Raw genomic sequence first — 19353 nt, forward strand, 5'->3', positions numbered from 1 at the left:
CGGCCGCTCGTCGTGAGGTGGATCGGCAACCGGTAGCGAATAGGAGGTGGAGTGTACTGGAGGGAACCGCCGGTTCGTACCGGCGGCATGCCGCGGTGTGCTTCAGCGCGCCGATTCGACCTGCACGCGATAGGGCTGCGGGTCGCTGCCGTCGAGTTTCACCGAGTGGCGGGTGGTGTTGATGAACAGCAACTGGCCGTTCAGCTCGATGCGCGCGCTCACCGCATAGCTGTGGCCCGGCTTGACCTGCTTCGGGTCGTACTCCAGGTGGAACGCCAGCGGCACCTGGCTGGTGATCTCGCGGGTCTGGCTGGCCAACTGCACCGAAGGGGCGTCGGCCAGGGACACGTCTTCCAGGCTCACGCTCAGGCGCGCCGAGGGCGGCAGGGCGATACGCTCGCGGTAGAAGACCTCACCATCGAAGCTGGCGTTCGAAGTCGATTGCTGGGTACCGCAGCCGGCGAGGACGCTGGCGGCGAGCAGCAATGGCAGTTTTTTCATGGGAGCCTCCTTTCAGACGGAACAAAAAACGAGCGGGCCTCTGACCCGGGAAACCAGCATAGGTTGCCGGGCCGGAACAGGGAAAGGTCGCAGGATATTTCAGCGGAGCGGCGCCCGCCCCTCGCAGGGCGGGCGCCGGGTCTCAGTTGGCGGCTGCGTCGTTGCTTTCGGCGGCGGCTTCCTCGGCGGGACGCTCCAGCGCCACCTGGCGGATCGACAGGCGGATCTCCGCCGGCAGCACGCGCTTGGCGGCGCCTTCGGCCAGTTCGCCGAGCAGTTCGTGGTAGCTCAGTTTGCCGGCCTCGTCCTTGCGCAGCACACGCAGGTCGAGAAGGGTCTGGATGAAGTGGCGGAACAGGCTCTTGTCGAAGAACTCCGGGGCGTTCAGGCCATGCAGGATCGACAGGCGCTGGGCCATCACGGTGCAGAGGTTCTCCAGTTCCTCGGCGGTCAGGGCGTTCTGCCCGGCGTTGAGCAGCAGGGCGATGGCCATGTAGAAGCGCTGCAGGGTCTGGGTCACCGAACGAGCGAGGAGGATCAGCAGCACGTATTGCCGCGAGCTTGGCGCCGGGCGGATGAAGGTGTCGTTCTCCTGGCGCAGCAGGCCCTGCTCCACCAGGGCCGCCAGCCACTGGTCGATCACCGCGTCGAGTTCGTCCAGGCTCCAGCGGATGAACAGTTCCGCCTGCAGGTAGGGATAGAGCGCGCGGGCGAAGCGCAGCAACTGTTCGCGGCTGATCCGCGAGTTGCTCTGGAAGAAGCTGGCGATCAGCGCCGGCAGGGCGAAGACGTGGAGGACGTTGTTGCGGTAGTAGGTCGCCAGCACCGCGTTCTGTTCGTCGAGATAGAGGATGCGGCCCAGCGCGTCCTTCTGCTCGGCCAGCAGGTTCATGCTCTTCACGTATTCGATCAGGGCCTGGCCGTCGCCGTCCGGCAGGGTCGCGCTGGGCGAGTAGGGCACCTTGCGCAGCAGCGCCAGGTAGAGGTCGAGGATTCGCGCCAGGGCGCTTTCGTCGAGGGCCTGGCGGCTGGTGGAGAGCAGCGCCAGGGCGACCAGGTTGACCGGGTTGATCGCCGCCGCGTCGTTGAGGTGGCGGGCGACGTCCTTGGCCAGCAGGTTGGTGGTCTGCGGCAGCCAGTCGGGGCGGTATTCCGGGCCGAGGTCCTGGTCCTGCCAGTCGGGCTGGTGGCGGTCGAGGAACTGGTCGAGATGGATCGGCTCACCGAAGTTCACCCAGACCTGGCCAAAACGCTGCTTCAGAGCGCCGACCACCTTGAACAGGTCGAAGATCGACTCCTTCTTCTTGGTCGCGCCGCGCAGTTCGCCGAGGTAGGTGCGGCCTTCCAGCACGCGCTCGTAGCCGATGTAGACCGGCACGAAGACGATCGGCCGGCGCGAGTCTCGGAGGAAGCTGCGCAGGGTGATGGCGAGCATGCCGGTGCGTGGGTGGAGCATGCGCCCGGTGCGCGAACGACCGCCCTCGACGAAGTACTCGGTGGAGAAGCCGCGGGAGAACAGGGTGTGCAGGTACTCGTTGAACACCGCGGTGTAGAGCTGGTTGCCCTTGAAGCTGCGGCGCATGAAGAAGGCCCCGCCGCGGCGCAGGATCGAGCCGATCACCGGCATGTTCAGGTTGATCCCGGCGGCGATGTGCGGCGGGGTCAGGCCGTTGCGGAACAGCAGGTAGGAGAGCAGCAGGTAGTCGATGTGGCTGCGGTGGCAGGGCACGTAGACGATCTCGTTGCCCTGGGCCACGTCCTGCACCCGCTCGATGTGGTTGACCTTGACCCCTTCGTACAGCTTGTTCCAGAACCAGCTGAGGATGACTTCGAGGAAGCGGATCACCGGATAGGAGAAGTCCGAGGCGATTTCATTGGCGTAGCGCAGCGCGATGCCTTCGGCCTTCTCCTGGGATATCCGTTCGCTCTCGCATTCCTCGTTGATCGCCTGGCGTACCAGCGGCGCGCGCAGCAGGCCCTTGACCAGGTTGCGGCGGTGCGACAGGTCGGGACCGATTACCGCGGTCTTCAGGTTGCGGAAGTGCACCCGGAGGATACGGTTGACCATGCGCAGCGTGCGTTCGTGGCCCTTGCCCTGTTCCACCAGCTCGCGCAGGTGGATCGGCGCGGAGAACTGCACGCGGGTCTTGCGTCCGAGAATCAGGATGCGCGCCAGCTTGCGCAGGCGCCCGGTGACCGCCCAGTTGTCGGCGAACAGCAGCTTCCAGGGGCTCGATTCGCTGTCCGGCGATTGTCCCCAGAACACGCTGACCGGAATGATCTGCGCGTCGTCGAGACCGTTCTGGCCGACCGCGGCGAGCATGCGCACCAGGGTCGGCGAGGCGCCGCGCTTGTCCTGGCGGCCCAGCCAGTCGGGTTCGGGCGTCAGGTAGAAGAATGCCGCCGGCTCGATGGCGTCGCCTACCGCTACCGGCATCACCGGACGCGGCAGCCCGGCCTTGCGGCATTCGGTATCCACTACCGCGAGATCGCTGACCGAAGGCTGTTGCAGCACGTAGAGCACCGGCTTGCTGCGGTCGATCTTCAGGGTGAAGGCCGATTGGTTGATGGTTTCCGAGCGTACCCAGAGGTACAGCAGGCGGCGCAAGGCGCCAAAACCAAAGCGGCGGAACGGGTAGCGGGGCATACGGTGTCTACTGGCAGTTGATCGGGACCCGGCGTGACGGGCGCGGCTAGTTTGCCGCAATCCCCGGAGGGCCGCAAAAGAACGCAACGCGTCCTACGGCGAACGGCGGCGAACAGGTTGCGAATGTAGAACCTTCGGCAAGCGTTCGGGTTCTGTCACGTTTTGCCAAGGTTCTCCCGATGCCCCGTATTGCCAGGCGGCGGGGCGCTTCGGCTATAGTCCCTGCGCGTTTTTCGCGGCCCTGGCCGGACATGGCGGCGGCCGCCGGAACAGGTAGGGGACCATGATCGAAACAAGAAACCTCGGCAAACGCTTCGGCTCGCGGGTGGCGGTGGACGACCTGTCCTTCCAGGTGGCGACGGGGGAGGTACTGGGCTTCCTCGGTCCGAACGGCGCCGGCAAGTCCACCACCATGAAGATGCTCACCGGCTTCCTGGCGCCCAGCGCCGGCACCGCGAGCATTTTCGGCTTCGACATCCGCAGCCGCACGCTGCAGGCGCAGCGGCTGATCGGCTACCTCCCGGAAGGTTCGCCCTGCTACGCGGAAATGACCGTGCAGGGCTTCCTCGATTTCATCGCCGAGATCCGTGGCTACCGTGGCGCCGGCAAGCGCGAGCGGGTCGCCCGGACACTGGGGCTGCTGGAACTGGACGAGGTGCGCCGGCAGACCATCGAAACCCTCTCCAAGGGCTTCCGCCGGCGTGTCGGCCTGGCCCAGGCGATCCTCCACGAACCGCGGGCGCTGGTGCTCGACGAGCCCACCGACGGGCTCGATCCGAACCAGAAGCACCAGGTCCGCGAACTGATCCGCGGCCTCGCGCAGGAGCGCATCGTGATCATCTCCACCCATATCCTCGAGGAAGTCTCGGCGCTGTGCAGCCGCGCCCTGGTGATCGGCGGCGGGCGGCTGCTGGCGGACAGCACGCCGCTGGAGCTGGCCAGCCGCTCGCGCTACCACCAGGCGGTGACGCTCTACAGCGACGACCCCCTGGATACCGTGGCGCTGGCGGTGCTGCCGGGCGTGGCGGGCATCGAGGAGAACCCCGCCGAAGGCAGCCTGACCGTCCTGGCGCAGCCGGGCGCGGTGATCTTTCCCCAGGTCAGCGGGCTGGTCGCCGAGCGCGGCTGGCGGATCCGCGAACTGGACGTGGAGCGCGGCCGGCTCGACGAGGTATTCCGCAACCTGACCCGGGGGACGGAGGCATGAAGCAACTGCCGGTGATCTTCAAGCGCGAGCTGGCGAGTTATTTCGCCACGCCGCTGGCCTATGTGTTCATCATGATCTTCCTGGTCCTGGCGGGCGTGTTCACCTTCTACCTGGGCAACTTCTACGAACGCAACCAGGCCGACCTGGCCTCCTTCTTCGCCTTCCATCCCTGGCTCTACCTGTTCCTGGTTCCCGCGCTGGCCATGCGCCTGTGGGCGGAGGAGCGCAAGTCCGGCTCGATCGAGCTGCTGATGACCCTGCCGCTGACCCGCTTCGAAGCCGTGGCCGGCAAGTTCCTGGCCGCCTGGGCGTTCGCCGGAATCGCGCTGCTGCTGACCTTCCCCATGGTGCTCACGGTGAACTACCTGGGCGAGCCGGACAACGGTGCGATTCTCGCCGGCTATCTGGGCAGTTGGCTGCTGGCCGGCGGCTACCTGGCCATCGGTTCGTGCATGTCGGCCCTGGCGAAGAACCAGGTGATCGCTTTCATCCTCGCCGTGGCCGCCTGCTTCCTGTTCATGCTCAGCGGCTTTCCGCTGGTGCTCGATGCGTTCAGCCAGTGGGCGCCGCAGTGGTTGCTCGATGCGGTGGCCTCGCTGAGCCTGCTGACCCGCTTCGATGCCGTCAGCAAGGGCGTCATCGACCTGCGCGACCTGCTGTATTTCGTCAGCCTGATCGTCGCCTGGCTGGCCGCCACGGCGGTGGCGGTCGAGCTGAAGAAAGCCGAATGAGGGGGAGTCGATGAAACGCGTGTTGTCCTCTGGCGCCGGGCTGTTGCTGATCGCGCTGGCGTTCCTGGCCTTCAACATGGTCTCCGGCCTGCTGTTCAGCGGCGCGCGGCTCGACCTGACCGAGCAGAAGCTCTACACCATCAGCCCCGGCACCAAGCGGATCCTGGCCGGCCTCGACGAGCCGATCAACCTGTACTTCTTCTATTCGGATAGCGGTGCCCGGGAACTGGTGCCGCTGCGCAACTACGCCAGGCGCGTCGAGGAACTGCTGCGCGCCTACGAGCGCGAGGCGAACGGCAGGATTCGCCTGCAGGTGATCGATCCCGAGCCGTTCTCCGAGAACGAGGACAAGGCCACCGAGTTCGGCCTGCAAGGAATTCCCCTGCAGCAGGGCGGCGACAACCTGTACTTCGGCCTGGCCGGCAGCAACGCCCTGGACGGAGTCCAGGTCATACCCTTCTTCCCGCTCGATCAGGAGGAGTTCCTCGAATACGACATCAGCCGCCTGGTGCAGACCCTGGCCCAGCCGCAGCGGCCGGTGGTCGGCCTGATGTCGTCGCTGCCGCTCAATGGCGGCTTCGACATGGCCAGCCGGCAGCCGACATCGCCGTGGATGGTCATGGAGGAAATCCGCCAGCAATTCGACCTGCGCAGCCTCAAGAGCGATGCCACGGAAATCCCGCCGGAGGTCTCGGTGCTGCTGCTGGTGCATCCCAAGCAGTTACCCGAGCAGACGCTATACGCCATCGACCAGTTCGTCCTGCGCGGGGGCAAGCTGCTGGCGTTCGTCGACCCCTTCAGCGAGGCCGACAGCGGCAGCGATTTCGCCGCTACGCTGGATGGCGACAAGTCGTCCGACCTCGCGCCGCTGTTCGAGGCCTGGGGGCTGCGCCTGCTGCCGGGCAAGGTACTCGGCGACGGCGCCTATGCGATGTCCATCAGTCTTGGCCGGGACCAGCGTCCGACCCGGCATCCGGCCTGGCTCAGCTTGCCGCGCGAGGCGCTGGATCAGGACGACATCGCCACTGCCGGCCTGGAAAGCCTGACCCTGGCGACGCCCGGCATCCTCGAAAGGCTCCCCGGAGCGAGCACCAGCTTCACGCCTTTGCTGCAAAGCTCGGCCCAGGCGATGCCGTTCGATGCCTCGCGCTTCGGCCTGCTGCGTGACCCCGGCGATCTGATGCGCGAGCTGCGCCCGAGCGGCCGGCGGTATACTCTCGCCGCCCGTATCCAGGGGCCGGCGAAGAGTGCCTTCGCGGAGGGCATCGAGGGGCATCGCGAAGGCCTGAAGGAGGCGCGCAACATCAATGTCATCGTCGTGGCCGATACCGACCTGCTCAGCGATCGCATGTGGGTCCAGGTGCAGGACTTCTTCGGCCAGCGCGTGCCGCAGCCCTGGGCCGACAACGGCGCGCTGGTGGTCAACGCGCTGGACAACCTGTCGGGCACCGACGCGCTGATCAGCGTGCGCTCCCGCGGCCGGTTCAGCCGGCCGTTCGTGGTGGTCGAGCGCCTGCAGCGCGAGGCCGAGACGAGCTTCCGGCAGAAGGAGGAGCAGCTCAAGCAGCGCCTCGCCGATACCGAGCAGCAACTCGCCGCTCTACAGCAGGGTGCCGACCCGGAGAAGGCCGTCGAACTGACGCCCGAACAGCAGGCCACGGTGCGCCAGTACATGCAGGAGAAGCTGCGCATCCGTAAGGAACTACGCGAGGTGCAGTACCAGTTGAACGCCGATATCGACGCACTGGGCCGCACCCTGAAGCTGGTCAATATCGCCCTGGTTCCCTCGTTGCTCACGGTCGGCGTGCTGCTCGGCTGGCTCTGGCGGCGCCGGCGCATGGCCCGGGGAGGGCATTGACGCATGCGGCGCAATACGCTGATCGTCCTGCTGGCGCTGGTGGCGGCGCTGGCCGGAACCTTCGCCTGGCTGCAGCGCGAGCGCGCAGCCGAGGTACCTGCCTTGCCGGTGGCAGAGCGCTGGCTGCCGGAACTGGACAGCGCGACGCTGAGTGGCCTGCACGTGCAGTTTGCCGACGGTTCGCCGGATATCCGGGTCGAGCGGCGTGCGGGCGCGTGGGTCCTGCCGGCCAAGGCCGGCTATCCGGCCGATCGGCTACGCTTGTCGGCGCTGCTCAAGGCACTGGCAGAGGCGCGCAAGGTCGAGGCGAAGAGCGCCAACCCGAAGAACCACGCGCTGCTTGGCCTGGCGGAGCGTGGCGAGGGGCAGGCGCTACGCCTGAGCCTGCAGCGGCAGTCCGGCGAGCCTCTGGTGCTGCTGGTCGGCAAGGATGCGCAGCATGGCGGTAGCTTCGTACGACGACTGGGCGACCCGCAGGCCTGGCTGATCGACAAGCGCCTGCCGTTGCCGAACAACGAGCTGGAGTGGCTCGACCGGCGGATCGCCACGCTGCCCTTCGCCCGGGTGCGCGAACTGCAACTGCGCTATCCGAAGGGCGAGCGTCTGGATCTCTATCGCGACGACGCCGGGCAGCCGAACCTGCAGGTTCGGCAATTGCCCACAGGGCGCAAGCTGGCCTATGAGGCAGCGGCCAACGGCGCGGCGACGCTGTTCGCCGACCTGCGTTTCGCCGATGTAGCGCCGCTGGCGCAGGTGGGATTCAGGCAGGCGCCATTGCTCCTGGCGTTCAGCCTGCGGACGTTTTCCGGCGCGCGCCTGGATGGCGAGATTCGGCGCCAGGGCGAGCAATACTGGTTGTTGCCGAAGAGCGTCGAGGGCTTCGCCGAGGGCGAGGTCGCCGCCCATCCTGACTGGGCCTATCGGATCGAAGAGGACCGCTACCGCGCCCTGGCCCGGCACCTGCCGGAGCTGCTGGCGCGCTGAGCGGGCTCAGCCGGCGGTCTGGCCGGCCAGTTCGCGCATGCGTTGCAGCACGGCGTTCAGGCCGTTGCTGCGCGAGGGCGACAGTTGGCGGGAAAGACCCAGGCAGGTGAACCAGTCGTTGAGGTCCAGGCGCGCCAGTTCGCGGGTCTCGATGCCGTCGACCCGTGCCAGCAGCACCGCCAGCAGGCCGCGGATCAGGCGCGCGTCGCTGTCGGCACGGAAGCGCCAGTGGCCGTCGCGCTGCTCGCCGAGCAGCCAGACCAGGCTTTCGCAACCGTGCACGCGATGCTCTTCCTGGCGTTCGTGTTCCGCGAGCGGCGCCAGGCGCTCGCCCCATTGCAGCAGCAGACGCGCACGCTGTTCCCAACTGGCGGTGTGACCGAAGGCGTCCAGTGCCTCCTGGGCCTGTTCGGGGAGAACCGGGTTCATCGCAGCAACTCCAGTGAGCGGTCGAGAGCCAGGAAGAAGCGCTCCAGGTCGTCGGCATCGTTGTACAAGCCCAGCGAGACACGCAGGGCGCCGGGTACCTCGAGGCGTTGCAGCAGCGGCATCGCGCAATGGTGGCCGGCGCGCACCGCGATGCCCTGTTCGCCGAGCAGGTGGGCGAGATCGGCGACGTGCACGCCGTCGACGCAGAAGCTGGCCAGCGCCGCCTGCGGTTCGCCGAGCAGGCTGACGCCGTCGCGCGCCAGCAGGCCGGCGAGCAGGCGGGCGTGGAGGGCGCCTTCGTGGGCGGCGACTTCGGCTTCGTCCAGGGTGGCCAGCCAGTCGATGGTCGCGCCCAGGCCGATCGCCGCGGAAACCGCCGGGGTGCCCGCCTCGAAGCCGAGCGGAGCGGCATGGAAGCTGGCTTCGTGGAAGCCGGTGTGGCGTACCATCTCGCCGCCGAACTGCCAGTGCGCCAGTTGCTCCAGGGCCTGTGGGCGACCCCAGAGCACGCCGATGCCGTCGGGGCCGTAGAGCTTGTGGCCGGAGAATGCGTAGAAGTCGCAGCCCAGGCCCGGCAGGTCGTGGCGTCCGTGGACGCTGCCCTGGGCGCCGTCCACCAGGGTCCAGGCACCGCGCTCGCGGGCCAGCTGGATCAACTCCACCACTGGTTGCCAGGTGCCGAGAACGTTGGACAACTGGCTGATCGCCAGCAGGCGGGTACGCTCGCCGATGATATGGCGGGCCTGCTCCAGGTCGATCACCCCGCGCTCGTCCAGCGGCAACACGCGCAGGACCAGGCCGCGGCGCAGGGCCAACTGCTGCCAGGGAAGCAGGTTGGCATGGTGTTCCAGGGCGCTGACCAGCAGTTCGTCGCCAGGACGGAAATGCCGCTCCAGGCCATAGGCCACCAGGTTGATCGCCTCTGTGGTGCCGCGGGTGAACAGCACCTCGGCCGGGCTGCCGGCGTGCAGCCAGTGGGCGACGCGGCTGCGCGCGGCTTCGAAGGCCCGGGTGGCGCGCTCGCCGGGGACATGTTGGGCGCGGTGGACGTTGGCGGCGCCGCCAAGGTAGTAGCCGTTCAGGGCGTCGAGTACGGCCTGTGGCTTCTGGGTGGTGGCGGCGCTGTCGAGGTAGGTCAGGCCTTCCGCGGCGAAGGCGGAAAAGGCCGGAAAGTCGGCGCGCCAGGGAGACGGCAGGGACATGGCGGACACTGTGCGAGGACGGTTACAGGGGAAAGGGTAGCGCACCCGGCGGCGCTGGCGAGCGCCGTCGGGCGAGCGGGGAGGCGAGCTGGGCTCAGTTGTGCGCGTGCAGCGCTTCGTTCAGCTCGATGGCGGTCTTGTTGGTCTTGCACTCCACCGCACCGTTCTGCGAGTTGCGGCGGAACAGCAGGTCGGGCTGACCGGCCAGGTCGCGGGCCTTGACCACTTTCACCAGAGCGTTCTGCTCGTCGAGCAGGGCGACCTTGGTGCCGGCGGTGATGTACAGGCCGGCCTCGACGATGTTGCGATCGCCCAGCGGGATGCCGATGCCAGCGTTGGCGCCGATCAGGCAGCCTTCGCCGACGCTGATGACGATGTTGCCGCCACCGGAAAGGGTGCCCATGGTCGAGCAGCCGCCGCCCAGGTCCGACCCCTTGCCGACGAACACGCCGGCGGATACGCGGCCTTCGATCATGCCCGGGCCTTCGGTGCCGGCGTTGAAGTTGACGAAACCTTCGTGCATCACCGTGGTGCCTTCACCGATGTAGGCGCCCAGGCGCACGCGGGCGGTGTCGGCGATGCGTACGCCGGCCGGGACCACGTAGTCGGTCATCTTCGGGAACTTGTCGACGGAGAAGACTTCCAGCAGCTTGCCCTTTAGTCGCGCTTCCAGTTGCAGTTCGGCCAGTTCGGCCAGGTCCACCGCGCCGATGTTGGTCCAGGCCACGTTCGGCAGGAGCGGGAAGATGCCGCTCAGGTTCACAGCGTGCGGTTTGACCAGGCGGTGGGAGAGCAGGTGCAGCTTGAGGTAGGCCTCCGGGGTGGAGGACGGCGCGGCGTCTTCCGCCAACAGGGTGGCGACCAGCGGCTTCTGGCTTTCCGCCAGGCGCGAGAGCAGGGCCGACTGAGCGGCGTCGATACCCTTCAGGGCGTCGGCCAGCTGGTAGGCCTGCTGCGAAGTGAAGGTCAGCGCCTGGTTGCCGGCTGCGTAGCCAAGAATCGGTGCGACGGCAGCGACGATTTCGCTCGAAGGCTTGAGCAGCGGCAGCGCGTAGAACACTTCCAGCCAGGCTTCCTGGCGGTTCTGGGTGCCGACGCCGAAGGCCAGGCTGAACAGGGATTGCGACATGTGGGTTTCCTCGAAACGGAGTGGAACGGTCAGGCCGGACGGCGGCTGAGCAGCAGGCCCAGCCCCGCGCTGCCGAGCAGCGCGGCGCAACCGCGGTTGAACAGACGCCGGGCCCGCTGGCCGGCGAGCAGCCGGCCGAGGTGGAGCCCGGCATAGGAATAAAGAGCGATGGCCAGCCATTCGAGCAGCAGGAATGCCGCGCCGAGCTGGGCGAACTGGGCGCCCAGCGGTTGGCCGGGATCGACGAACTGCGGCAGGAAGGCGGTGAAGATCAGGATCGCTTTCGGGTTGCCCGCCGCCACCAGGAACTCCTGGCGCCCCAGGCGCCAGAGGCTGGGACGCGCCGGGCTGGCTTCGTTCGCCAGTGGCTGCGCATCGGCCCGCCACAATTGCACCGCAAGCCACAACAGGTAGGCAGCGCCGAGCAGCTTGATCGCCAGGAACAGCCAGGCCGAGGTGTGCAGCACCAGCGCCAGCCCGGAGGCGGCCAGGGCGAGCATGCCGGCGAATGCCAGCAGGCGCCCGCCGCCGGCCAGCGAGGCGGTGGCGAAACCGTGCCGCGCGGCGTTGTTCAGCGACAGCAGGTTGTTCGGCCCCGGCGCCAGGTTGAGGGCGAAGCAGGCGGGTACGAACAGGGCCCAGGCGATGCTCATGCGGCCTCCCGTTCAGGCCAGCGCGGCGGCGTAGGCGTCGGGCTTGAAGCCGACCAGCGTCCTGCTGCCCAGTTCCAGCACCGGGCGCTTGATCATCGACGGCTGGGCCAGCATCAGCTCGATCGCCTTGGCTTCGTCGAGATCGGCCTTCTGCGCTTCGTCGAGCTTGCGGAAGGTAGTGCCGGCGCGGTTGAGGACGGTCTGCCAGCCGTGCTCCGCGCACCAGCGCCGCAGGTGTTCGCGGTCGATGCCGACGGCCTTGTAGTCGTGGAAGTCGTAGGCGACCTTGTGCTCGTCGAGCCAGGTCCGAGCCTTCTTCATGGTGTCGCAGGCTTTGATGCCGTAGAGAACGTAGGTCATTGTTTTTCCTTTGGGGTTTTGGCTCCTCCAAAACCCCTCCAATATTCCTCTAAAATTCCCGCCGGATTATGCCACGTCGTTCCGCCCCTGTGCGGTCTCGGGGCTACCGCGCTCGGGAGCGGCGTGACGGCAGATAGCCGTGGACGGGCGGGCGGACAGGGAGCCGGGCTGTTTCCCTGGCCGGGAACGGAGAGAGCGCAGGTTGAACAGGTCGATTCGGCTCGCTGGAGAGCATCCTTACCGGTACTTTCGGAATGCTCCGGTCCGCGCTGTACAATCCTTCCCCCGCCGAGGAGATTTCCCATGAGTTGCATCGGTCGCCAGATAGACCAATTACGCCTGCAGATACCGGGCTTCGCCTGCAAGCCCGGCTGCCACGATTGCTGCGGGCCGGTTACCGCCTCGTCGGAAGAGATGGCCCGCCTGCCGCTGAAGAGCGAGGCCGAACACGACGCCGCCCTGGCCGAGTGGAACTGCGTCCATCTCGGACCGAACGGCTGCGAGGCCTATGAGGAACGTCCGCTGATCTGCCGGCTGTTCGGCACCACGCCGAACCTGCCCTGCCCGGAGGGGCGGGGGCCCGAAGTGCCGGTGGCGGAGCAGGTGGAGCGACAGGTCCATGCGCTGATCGCCAGCACTCGCCAGGTGCTGGTGTAGCGGCCTGCCCGCCGCTAGGTTTCCGCGGTCTCGGTGGCGCGGGACTGCAGGGACGGTTCGAAGGCTGGTTCGGGCGGCGTTTCCTCTAGGGGCATCGGCTCGTCCGCAGAGAGTTTCTGGAGAACCGCGGCGATCCGCTCGATGCTCTCTTCGAGCTCGAGCACCCGGTTGACCATGTACAGGATCATCTCCGGCGAACTCAGGTGCGCCAGCCGCATGGTCGCCTGCAAGTCGTCGTGGCGGTTGTCCCGGTCGGCCATCAGTGTTTCCGCCAGGCTCTTCAGCAACAGCATCTCGGCGCGCCTCATGGGCCGCTGCTCCGCGATTCCGCGGTAGGGGAAAAAGCTCGTTCCATCTCGCGACCTACCCGAAACGACTACATCCAAAGGTGTAATTCTACATTGCCATCACTTCGATCGTCGGACAATAGCCGCGTTCCAGACGCCTTGCACAGGTGACGAACGGGACTCGAAGCGGCCTGGTCTGCATGGCCGGGTGATGGGCGAGTTCCTTGATGCGGGGCGGCGGCTGTTTGGCGCAGGACAAAAAAAGCCCCGCCGGGTAGGCGAGGCTCAGGGGGAGAACAGCGTGCGGGGGCTCGCTGTCCGGGATGAATCGTCGTGGTGTGCTTAGCCGCAGGGCTGCTGCGGACCGCCGGTCATGCTCTCGACGCTGTCCAGCACGGCATGGCCCTTGCCGACCTTCTGCACGTCGTCGACGTCGCGCATGATGCTGCCGCCGTCGCTCATCTGGTTGCGGGTCTTGATCAGGTTGGTGGTGATGTCCAGCAGGCTGCGACCGGTAGCGATCAGGTCATTGGTGGCGCTGGGGGTGCAAGGGGTGTTGGCGGAGGCGACCTGGGCCTGACCGGGTTGCCCGGGCTGGGTGGTGCGGTAGCCCTGGGTCAGTGCGTTCTGCTGGAGGCAGCCGGAGGTGGCGGCGAACATTGAGGCGAGCAGCAGTGCGGAAGTAAGTCCCTTGCTTGTCATGGCGGCATTCCTTTGTCTGAGTGGGCGCTGCACCCCGTACTCCTTCGGGGCGTCGTCCTGGCCGACGCTACGGCGGGCCTGGACTGAAGGGGAGTGTAGGAGCGTCTCGCACCGCTATGAAATAGCTCGGATGTACTAGTGCGGGAACCTTGGCCGGGCGCCCCGGTCGTCGCCGCGGAGGGGGCGGACGCGCGGGGTAGAGCGGCGGGGCTAGGAAAGACCGTACGGATTGTGCGAATGTCGGATAGCTGCCTACCGATCGCGATGGTGCAATCGGCGCAGTCGCATCGTCCAGGGACGAAGCCGGAGATCCCCGCCCTCATGCAAACCGTGTACACCGTTCTGACCCTGCTGCTGGTCGTCGGCGCCACCCGCCTGGCCGCCCAGTTGCTGCCCTTGCCGCTACCGCTGATCCAGATCGCCGCCGGGGCCCTGCTGGCCTTGCCGTCCCTCGGGCTGCACATTGCCCTCGACCCGGAGCTGTTCCTCTTCCTGTTCATTCCGCCGCTGCTGTTCGTCGATGGCTGGCGCATTCCCAAGCGGGAAGTCTGGCGGATGCGCTGGCCGATCCTGATGATGGCGTTCGGCCTGGTGTTCTTCACCGTGGTCGGCGCCGGCTATTTCATCCATCTGCTGATCCCGGAAATTCCCCTGGCGGCTTCCTTCGCCCTCGCCGCCGTGCTGTCGCCCACGGACGCCCTGGCGGTCTCGGCGATCACCCAGGGGCGGCTGCCCAAGCGCCTGATGCACCTGCTGGAGGGCGAGGCGCTGATGAACGATGCCTCTGGCCTGGTGGCATTCAAGTTCGCCATCGCCGCGGCGATGACCGGCGTGTTCTCGCTGGTGGACGCCAGCCTCAACTTCCTCCTGGTCGCGGTCGGCGGCCTGGCCATCGGGGTGTTCCTCAGCTGGTCGCTGGGCCGCATCCGCGCCTGGATGATCTCCCGTGGCTGGGACGACCCGGCGACCCACGTGGTACTGATGCTGTTGCTGCCGTTCGCCTCCTATATGGTGGCGGAACACCTGGGCGTCTCCGGGATTCTCTCGGCGGTGGCGGCCGGCATGATGCAGAGCTGGGTCGACCTGCTGCCGCGGCAGACTTCCACGCGCCTGCTCAACCGCAGCGTCTGGTCGATGCTGGAGTTCGCCTTCAACGGCGTGGTGTTCCTGCTGCTCGGCCTGCAGTTGCCGGACATCATGAAGTCGGTGGCCAACCACCACGGCGACCTGCTCTGGCGTTCCTCGCTGCTGCTGGCCTATGTGGCGGCGATCACCGCCGTGCTGATGCTGATCCGCTACGGCTGGGTCTATGGCTACTGGAAGTTGTCGCTGCGCATCGACCGCTGGCGCGGCAAGAGCCCGCCCGGGCTGAGCGGCATCTCCCTGCGCCGTCTCTCCGCCCTCAGTGCATTGAGCGGCGTGCGTGGTGCGGTGACCCTGGCGGCGGTGCTGTCGGTACCGATGAGCCTGATGGATGGCAGCGCCTTCCCGCAGCGCGACCTGATCATCTTCATCGCCACCAGCGTGATCCTGATTTCCCTGATCGGCGCGACCATCGGCCTGCCGCTGCTGCTGCGCGGGCTGCCGGCGAGCAACAATGGCGCCCACGAGCGCGAGCGGCGCGAGGCCTGGCGCAAGACCGCGGAGGCGGCGATCCGGGCCCTGGAGAGCGAGGAACTGCCGCAGGTGGAAGGCAACGATGCGGCGAATACTTCGCGGGTCGCCGAGGCGCGTGCGCAGATCATGGCCGAATACCGCCAGTCGCTGGATACCGCACCGACCACCGATGAGGCCCGCGACCAGGCCCAAGCCCTGGAGATCGCCGACAAGGCCTTGCGCCTGAAGGCGTTGCGCGCGCAGCGCCTGGAACTGTACCGGCAGCGGCGTAACAACGAGATCGACGACGAGACCCTGGGCGATATCCTGCGCGAGCTGGACCAGCAGGAAAGCTGGCTGACCAATCGCTTCGCCCGCTGGGTGTGAACGAAAAGGGATCGCCGCGGCGATCCCTTTTCGTTTCTCCGCGCAGGCTTCAGCGCGCCCGCAGGTAGTCGCGGATGCGCTCGGCGGCTTCGACGCACTCGGCCAGTGGTGCCACCAGGGCCATGCGCACGCGGTTGGCGCCGGGGTTCTCGCCGTCCACCTCGCGCGACAGGTAGGAACCCGGCACCACCGTCACGTGCTGCTGCTCGAACAGTTCGCGGGTGAATACGGTGTCGTCCACCGGGGTGCGTGCCCACAGGTAGAAACTGCCGTCCGGGCGCTGTACGTCGAGCACGCCGTCGAGGATCGCCAGCACGGCGTCGAATTTCTCGCGGTAGAGGCTGCGGTTGGCGCGCACATGGACCTCGTCGTTCCAGGCGGCGATGCTCGCCAACTGGGTCTGCACCGGCATGGCGCAGCCGTGGTAGGTGCGGTAGAGGAGGAATTTCTTCAGGATCTCCGCGTCGCCGGCGACGAAGCCCGAGCGCAGGCCGGGCAGGTTGGAGCGCTTGGACAGGCTGTGGAACACCACGCAGCGGCTGAAGTCCGTGCGGCCCAGCTCGGCGCAAGCGTTGAGCAGGCCGGGCGGCGGGGCGTTTTCGTCGAAGTAGAGTTCGCTGTAGCACTCGTCGGCGGCGATCACGAAGTCGTAGCGGTCGGCCAGGGCGATCAGCTTCTTCAGGGTCTCCAGCGGTACCAGGGCCCCGGTGGGGTTGCCTGGCGAGCAGAGGAAGAGAATCTGGCAGCGCTGCCAGGTCGCCTCGTCGACCGCGTCGAAATCGGGGTTGAAGCCGTTTTCCTCGCGGCAGGGCAGGTAGTGCGGCACGGCTCCGGCGAGCAGCGCCGCGCCTTCGTAGATCTGGTAGAACGGGTTCGGGCTGACCACCAGGCCGGGCGCCTCGCCGGGCTCGCTGCGGCGGACCACGGTCTGGGTGAAGGCGAACAGCGCCTCGCGGGTACCGTTCACCGGCAGTACGTGGCGCGCCGCATCCAGCCAGCCGGCCGGTACCGAGAAGCGCCGCTCGCACCAGCGCGCGATGGCTTCGCGCAGGGCCGGCAGGCCGAGGGTGGTCGGGTAGACCGCGAGCTGGTCCAGGTTCTCCGCCAGGGTTTCGGCGACGAAGCTCGGCGAGCGGTGCTTGGGCTCGCCGATGGACAGTGCGATCGGCTTCAGCGTCGCGGGCGGCCGGGCGCCGCCGAGCAGGGCGCGGAGCTTCTCGAAGGGGTAGGGCTGCAGGTTGTCGAGTGCGGTATTCATGGCGTTGGCAAGGCTTCTCAGAAGTTTATCCGGGTAGGCAGGGTGTCCCGTCCGTTGTCTTGTGACAGCTGCTCGACCAGGGCGGCCTGCAGGCGTTTGCACAGGTCGGGGTCGGCGAGCGGCTGGTTGCGCGCATCGGTGATGTAGAAGACGTCCTCCACGCGCTCGCCGAGGGTGGCGATCTTGGCGTTCTGCACCGACAGGTCGAAATCCAGGAAGATGCCGCCGATCCGCGCCAGCAGGCCGGGGCGGTCGGGGGCGATGACTTCGAGCACCGAGACCTGGCGCAGCGCGTCGGTGGAGATGGTCACCTGCGGGGCGAAGGCGAAGTGCTTGAGCTGGCGCGGCACCCGGCGCTGGATGATGGTCGGGTAGTCGTCGGGGTTCTTCAATGCGTCGATAAGCCCCTCGCGGATCTCGGCGATGCGCTCCGGGTTGTTGCCGATGGAGTCGCCGTCGGCGTCGAGCACGATATAGGTATCGAGGGTGAACTGGCTGGTGGAGGTGATGATCCGCGCGTCCTGGATGCTCAGGTTGAGCTGGTCCATGGCGGCCACGGTGACCGCGAAGAAATCGTGCTGGTCGGCGGCGTAGATGAAGATCTGCGAACCGCTCTCGAACTCGCGCTGGGTGGTTTCCTTGATCAGCACCAGCGGCGTGCCGTCGTCCGGGTGCTGGAGGATCGCCTCGGTGTGCCAGGCCACGTCGCCGGCGGTGTGGCGCAGGAAGTAGTCGTCGCCGAGCTGGCTCCATAACTGCTCGGCATCGTCCTGGTCGATGCCGTTGCGTACCAGTTGGTCGAGGGCCGCGGTCTGCGTCTGGCGGATCTGCTCCTCGCGGTCCACCGGGTTCTCCAGGCCGCGGCGCAGGGCGCGCTTGGTCTCGGTGTAGAGCTGCCGGAGCAGGCTGGCGCGCCAGGAGTTCCAGAGCGTCGGGTTGGTGGCGTTGATGTCGGCCACGGTGAGCACGTACAGGTAGTCGAGGTGGGTCTGGTCGCCGACCAGTTGGGCGAAATCGAAGATCACCTGCGGGTCGGAGAGGTCCTTGCGTTGCGCGGTGGTCGACATCACCAGGTGGTTCTGCACCAGCCAGGACACCAGTTGGGTGTCCCAGAGCGGCAACTGGTGGCTCTGGCAGAAGGCCTCGGCGTCCACCGCACCGAGTTCCGAGTGGTCGCCGCCACGGCCCTTGGCGATGTCATGGTAGAGACCGGCGATGTAGATCAGTTCCGGCTTGGGCAGACGATCGATGATCTTGCTCGCCAGCGGATATTTCTCGGCCATCTCCGGCCGATTCAGCTTGCGCAGGTGCTTGATCAGGTTGAGGGTGTGGGCGTCCACCGTATAGATATGGAACAGGTCGTGCTGCATCTGCCCGATGATATGGCCGAACTCCGGCAGGTAGCGGCCGAGGATGCCGTAGCGGTTCATCCGCCGCAGGTTGCGGTGGATACCCTGGCTGCTCTTGAACAGCTCGATGAACAGGCTGGTGTTGCGGATGTCGTGGCGGAACTCGTCGTCGATCAGGTGTCGGCTGTCGCGCAGCAGGCGAATGGTGTCGGCGCGCACGCCCTTGATTTCCGGGTGCTGTGCCATCAGCACGAAGATTTCCAGGAGGGCGAACGGGGTGCGCTTGAAGACGTTCGGGTGCGTCACCTCGATGTAGCCGTCGCGCAACTGGAAGCGACTGTTCAGCGGTTGGATCTGCACCGGCTGCTCGCAGGGCAGGATGACTTCCTCGAAGTGCTGGATGATCAGGTCGTTCAGCTCGGAGATCGCCATCACCACCCGGTAGTACTTCTGCATGAAGCGTTCGACCGCCAGCTTGACGTCGTTGTCTTCGTAGCCGAACAGACGGGCGATGCTGCGCTGGTGATCGAACAGCAGGCGATCCTCGGCGCGCCCGGCGAGCATGTGCAGGGCATAGCGGACCCGCCAGAGGAACTCCTGGCTGGAAGCCAGCATGCTGCACTCGCTTTCCACCAGGAAGCCTTCGCGCACCAGGGCGTGCAGGTTGAGGCTGCCGAACTGGCGGCGGGCCATCCAGAGGATGGTCTGGATGTCGCGCAGGCCGCCGGGGGAGCCCTTGACGTTGGGCTCGAGGTTGTACTCGGTGTCGTTGTACTTGGCGTGGCGGCGCTGCTGTTCGTGGCGTTTGGCCAGGAAGAACTCCTTGCTCGGCCACATGTGCGCGCTGCCGGTAACCTGCAGCATGCGCTGGCGCAGGCTGTCAGGGCCGCAGATGGTGCGGCACTCCATGAGGGTGGTGATCACCGTCAGGTCGGCGCGTGCTTCCTCCGCGCACTGCTGCACCGAGCGCACGCTCTGGCCGACTTCCAGGCCGATGTCCCAGAGCAGGGTGAGGAAGCCTTCGATCGGTTCGCGGAAGCTCTCCTGGTCCTCGCTGTCGAGGAGGATCAGCAGGTCGACGTCGGAGTAGGGGTGGAGTTCGCCGCGGCCGTAGCCGCCCACGGCGACCAGGGCGATGTCGGCGTCGTCTCCCCAGTCGAAGCGCTGCCAGGCCTGTTGCAGGATCTGGTCGACGCACCAGGCGCGATCTTCGATCAGGCGGCGGATGTCGCGGCCGCTGTTGAAACGGTTGTCGAGCACTTCGCGGAATTGCCGGATGGCCTTCTTGAAGGCGGCGATCGGGCTGGACTTCAAGGCCAGTTCCGCCTGGAACTGCCCGCGATCGAACAATTCGGGATCCACCTGCGGCATGCGGCCTTCCTTTATCTGCTAGCGGTTGGGTTCGATACGCGAGCG

Annotated in this window: 17 protein-coding genes; 6 read left to right on the plus strand and 11 right to left on the minus strand. The window is 67.0% G+C overall.

What is annotated here, in order from left to right:
* Positions 1–102: 102 nt before the first annotated feature.
* Both LT948_RS05445 and plsB read right to left on the minus strand, forming a co-directional pair.
* Complete coding sequence (locus tag LT948_RS05445) at positions 103–501, minus strand: YbaY family lipoprotein (protein WP_073656928.1); 399 nt, start codon at positions 499–501, stop codon at positions 103–105.
* 142 nt (positions 502–643) lie between these two features.
* Positions 644–3148, minus strand: a complete 2505-nt coding sequence (gene plsB, locus LT948_RS05450; protein ID WP_003092456.1) for a glycerol-3-phosphate 1-O-acyltransferase PlsB — start codon at positions 3146–3148, stop codon at positions 644–646.
* Positions 3149–3431: 283 nt separating this feature from the next.
* Here plsB and LT948_RS05455 point away from each other — a divergent pair, with 283 nt between their 5' ends.
* Genes LT948_RS05455 through LT948_RS05470 form a run of 4 tightly spaced genes read left to right on the plus strand, consistent with a single transcriptional unit; the run spans position 3432 to position 7928 of the window.
* Entirely contained in the window at positions 3432–4355 is a 924-nt protein-coding gene (locus LT948_RS05455; RefSeq protein WP_003109350.1) for an ABC transporter ATP-binding protein, read from the plus strand.
* A complete protein-coding gene (locus LT948_RS05460; protein WP_073656926.1) occupies positions 4352–5086 on the plus strand; it encodes an ABC transporter permease in 735 nt (244 codons plus the stop codon). Before LT948_RS05455 ends, LT948_RS05460 begins: the two co-directional genes overlap by 4 nt.
* Before the next feature lie 10 nt (positions 5087–5096).
* On the plus strand, positions 5097–6944 hold the full coding sequence (locus LT948_RS05465) for a GldG family protein (protein WP_073656925.1): 1848 nt from the start codon (positions 5097–5099) through the stop codon (positions 6942–6944).
* 3 nt (positions 6945–6947) lie between these two features.
* Positions 6948–7928 (plus strand): DUF4340 domain-containing protein, encoded by a 981-nt coding sequence (locus tag LT948_RS05470; RefSeq protein WP_073656924.1) that lies wholly within the window; start codon positions 6948–6950, stop codon positions 7926–7928.
* 6 nt (positions 7929–7934) lie between these two features.
* On the opposite strand, the gene LT948_RS05475 is transcribed toward LT948_RS05470, so the two are convergent.
* From LT948_RS05475 to LT948_RS05495, 5 genes are all read right to left on the minus strand, one after another.
* On the minus strand, positions 7935–8357 hold the full coding sequence (locus LT948_RS05475) for a SufE family protein (RefSeq protein WP_003092439.1): 423 nt from the start codon (positions 8355–8357) through the stop codon (positions 7935–7937).
* Positions 8354–9559, minus strand: coding sequence for a cysteine desulfurase (locus tag LT948_RS05480; protein ID WP_022579720.1), 1206 nt, complete (start codon positions 9557–9559; stop codon positions 8354–8356). The genes LT948_RS05475 and LT948_RS05480 overlap by 4 nt, the downstream gene beginning before the upstream one ends.
* A 94-nt stretch (positions 9560–9653) precedes the next feature.
* Positions 9654–10688: a 2,3,4,5-tetrahydropyridine-2,6-dicarboxylate N-succinyltransferase gene (gene dapD / locus LT948_RS05485; RefSeq protein WP_003092431.1), complete on the minus strand. Its 1035-nt coding sequence runs from the start codon at positions 10686–10688 to the stop codon at positions 9654–9656.
* Positions 10689–10717: 29 nt separating this feature from the next.
* A complete protein-coding gene (locus LT948_RS05490) occupies positions 10718–11341 on the minus strand; it encodes a LysE family translocator (RefSeq protein ID WP_003109344.1) in 624 nt (207 codons plus the stop codon).
* Between the two features lie 12 nt (positions 11342–11353).
* The gene (locus tag LT948_RS05495) at positions 11354–11701 is read right to left on the minus strand and encodes an ArsC family reductase (RefSeq protein WP_003109343.1); all 348 of its coding nucleotides are present in this window, start codon (positions 11699–11701) and stop codon (positions 11354–11356) included.
* Positions 11702–12004: 303 nt separating this feature from the next.
* Between LT948_RS05495 and LT948_RS05500 the strand changes: the two genes are divergently transcribed.
* Entirely contained in the window at positions 12005–12358 is a 354-nt protein-coding gene (locus LT948_RS05500; protein ID WP_003092421.1) for a YkgJ family cysteine cluster protein, read from the plus strand.
* 14 nt (positions 12359–12372) lie between these two features.
* Here the strand turns inward: LT948_RS05500 and LT948_RS05505 are convergent, their stop codons facing one another.
* On the minus strand, positions 12373–12666 hold the full coding sequence (locus LT948_RS05505) for a hypothetical protein (protein WP_003138008.1): 294 nt from the start codon (positions 12664–12666) through the stop codon (positions 12373–12375).
* A 321-nt stretch (positions 12667–12987) separates the two neighbouring features.
* Positions 12988–13347, minus strand: a complete 360-nt coding sequence (locus tag LT948_RS05510; RefSeq protein ID WP_003092416.1) for a hypothetical protein — start codon at positions 13345–13347, stop codon at positions 12988–12990.
* Between the two features lie 237 nt (positions 13348–13584).
* Between LT948_RS05510 and LT948_RS05515 the strand changes: the two genes are divergently transcribed.
* Complete coding sequence (locus LT948_RS05515; RefSeq protein WP_003109341.1) at positions 13585–15330, plus strand: Na+/H+ antiporter; 1746 nt, start codon at positions 13585–13587, stop codon at positions 15328–15330.
* 49 nt (positions 15331–15379) lie between these two features.
* On the opposite strand, the gene dapC is transcribed toward LT948_RS05515, so the two are convergent.
* Together dapC and LT948_RS05525 are read right to left on the minus strand one after the other, a co-directional pair.
* Positions 15380–16588, minus strand: coding sequence for a succinyldiaminopimelate transaminase (dapC, locus tag LT948_RS05520; RefSeq protein WP_003092403.1), 1209 nt, complete (start codon positions 16586–16588; stop codon positions 15380–15382).
* A gap of 17 nt (positions 16589–16605) precedes the next feature.
* Positions 16606–19308 (minus strand): [protein-PII] uridylyltransferase, encoded by a 2703-nt coding sequence (locus LT948_RS05525; protein ID WP_003113862.1) that lies wholly within the window; start codon positions 19306–19308, stop codon positions 16606–16608.
* Positions 19309–19353: the final 45 nt, after the last annotated feature.

This window comes from Pseudomonas sp. CP-1 (assembly GCF_021213715.1).
Taxonomy (GTDB): Bacteria; Pseudomonadota; Gammaproteobacteria; order Pseudomonadales; family Pseudomonadaceae; genus Pseudomonas; species Pseudomonas aeruginosa.

Bases quoted from the DNA above. Each gene is read 5' to 3' on its own strand.
- LT948_RS05480 (WP_022579720.1), bottom strand. From the start codon at position 9,559: ATGTCCCTGCCGTCTCCCTGGCGCGCCGACTTTCCGGCCTTTTCCGCC.
- LT948_RS05470 (WP_073656924.1), top strand. From the start codon at position 6,948: ATGCGGCGCAATACGCTGATCGTCCTGCTGGCGCTGGTGGCGGCGCTG.
- LT948_RS05505 (WP_003138008.1), bottom strand. From the start codon at position 12,666: ATGAGGCGCGCCGAGATGCTGTTGCTGAAGAGCCTGGCGGAAACACTG.
- LT948_RS05510 (WP_003092416.1), bottom strand. From the start codon at position 13,347: ATGACAAGCAAGGGACTTACTTCCGCACTGCTGCTCGCCTCAATGTTC.
- LT948_RS05460 (WP_073656926.1), top strand. From the start codon at position 4,352: ATGAAGCAACTGCCGGTGATCTTCAAGCGCGAGCTGGCGAGTTATTTC.
- dapC (WP_003092403.1), bottom strand. From the start codon at position 16,588: ATGAATACCGCACTCGACAACCTGCAGCCCTACCCCTTCGAGAAGCTC.
- LT948_RS05525 (WP_003113862.1), bottom strand. From the start codon at position 19,308: ATGCCGCAGGTGGATCCCGAATTGTTCGATCGCGGGCAGTTCCAGGCG.
- LT948_RS05465 (WP_073656925.1), top strand. From the start codon at position 5,097: ATGAAACGCGTGTTGTCCTCTGGCGCCGGGCTGTTGCTGATCGCGCTG.
- LT948_RS05500 (WP_003092421.1), top strand. From the start codon at position 12,005: ATGAGTTGCATCGGTCGCCAGATAGACCAATTACGCCTGCAGATACCG.
- LT948_RS05445 (WP_073656928.1), bottom strand. From the start codon at position 501: ATGAAAAAACTGCCATTGCTGCTCGCCGCCAGCGTCCTCGCCGGCTGC.
- dapD (WP_003092431.1), bottom strand. From the start codon at position 10,688: ATGTCGCAATCCCTGTTCAGCCTGGCCTTCGGCGTCGGCACCCAGAAC.
- LT948_RS05455 (WP_003109350.1), top strand. From the start codon at position 3,432: ATGATCGAAACAAGAAACCTCGGCAAACGCTTCGGCTCGCGGGTGGCG.
- plsB (WP_003092456.1), bottom strand. From the start codon at position 3,148: ATGCCCCGCTACCCGTTCCGCCGCTTTGGTTTTGGCGCCTTGCGCCGC.
- LT948_RS05490 (WP_003109344.1), bottom strand. From the start codon at position 11,341: ATGAGCATCGCCTGGGCCCTGTTCGTACCCGCCTGCTTCGCCCTCAAC.
- LT948_RS05515 (WP_003109341.1), top strand. From the start codon at position 13,585: ATGTCGGATAGCTGCCTACCGATCGCGATGGTGCAATCGGCGCAGTCG.
- LT948_RS05495 (WP_003109343.1), bottom strand. From the start codon at position 11,701: ATGACCTACGTTCTCTACGGCATCAAAGCCTGCGACACCATGAAGAAG.
- LT948_RS05475 (WP_003092439.1), bottom strand. From the start codon at position 8,357: ATGAACCCGGTTCTCCCCGAACAGGCCCAGGAGGCACTGGACGCCTTC.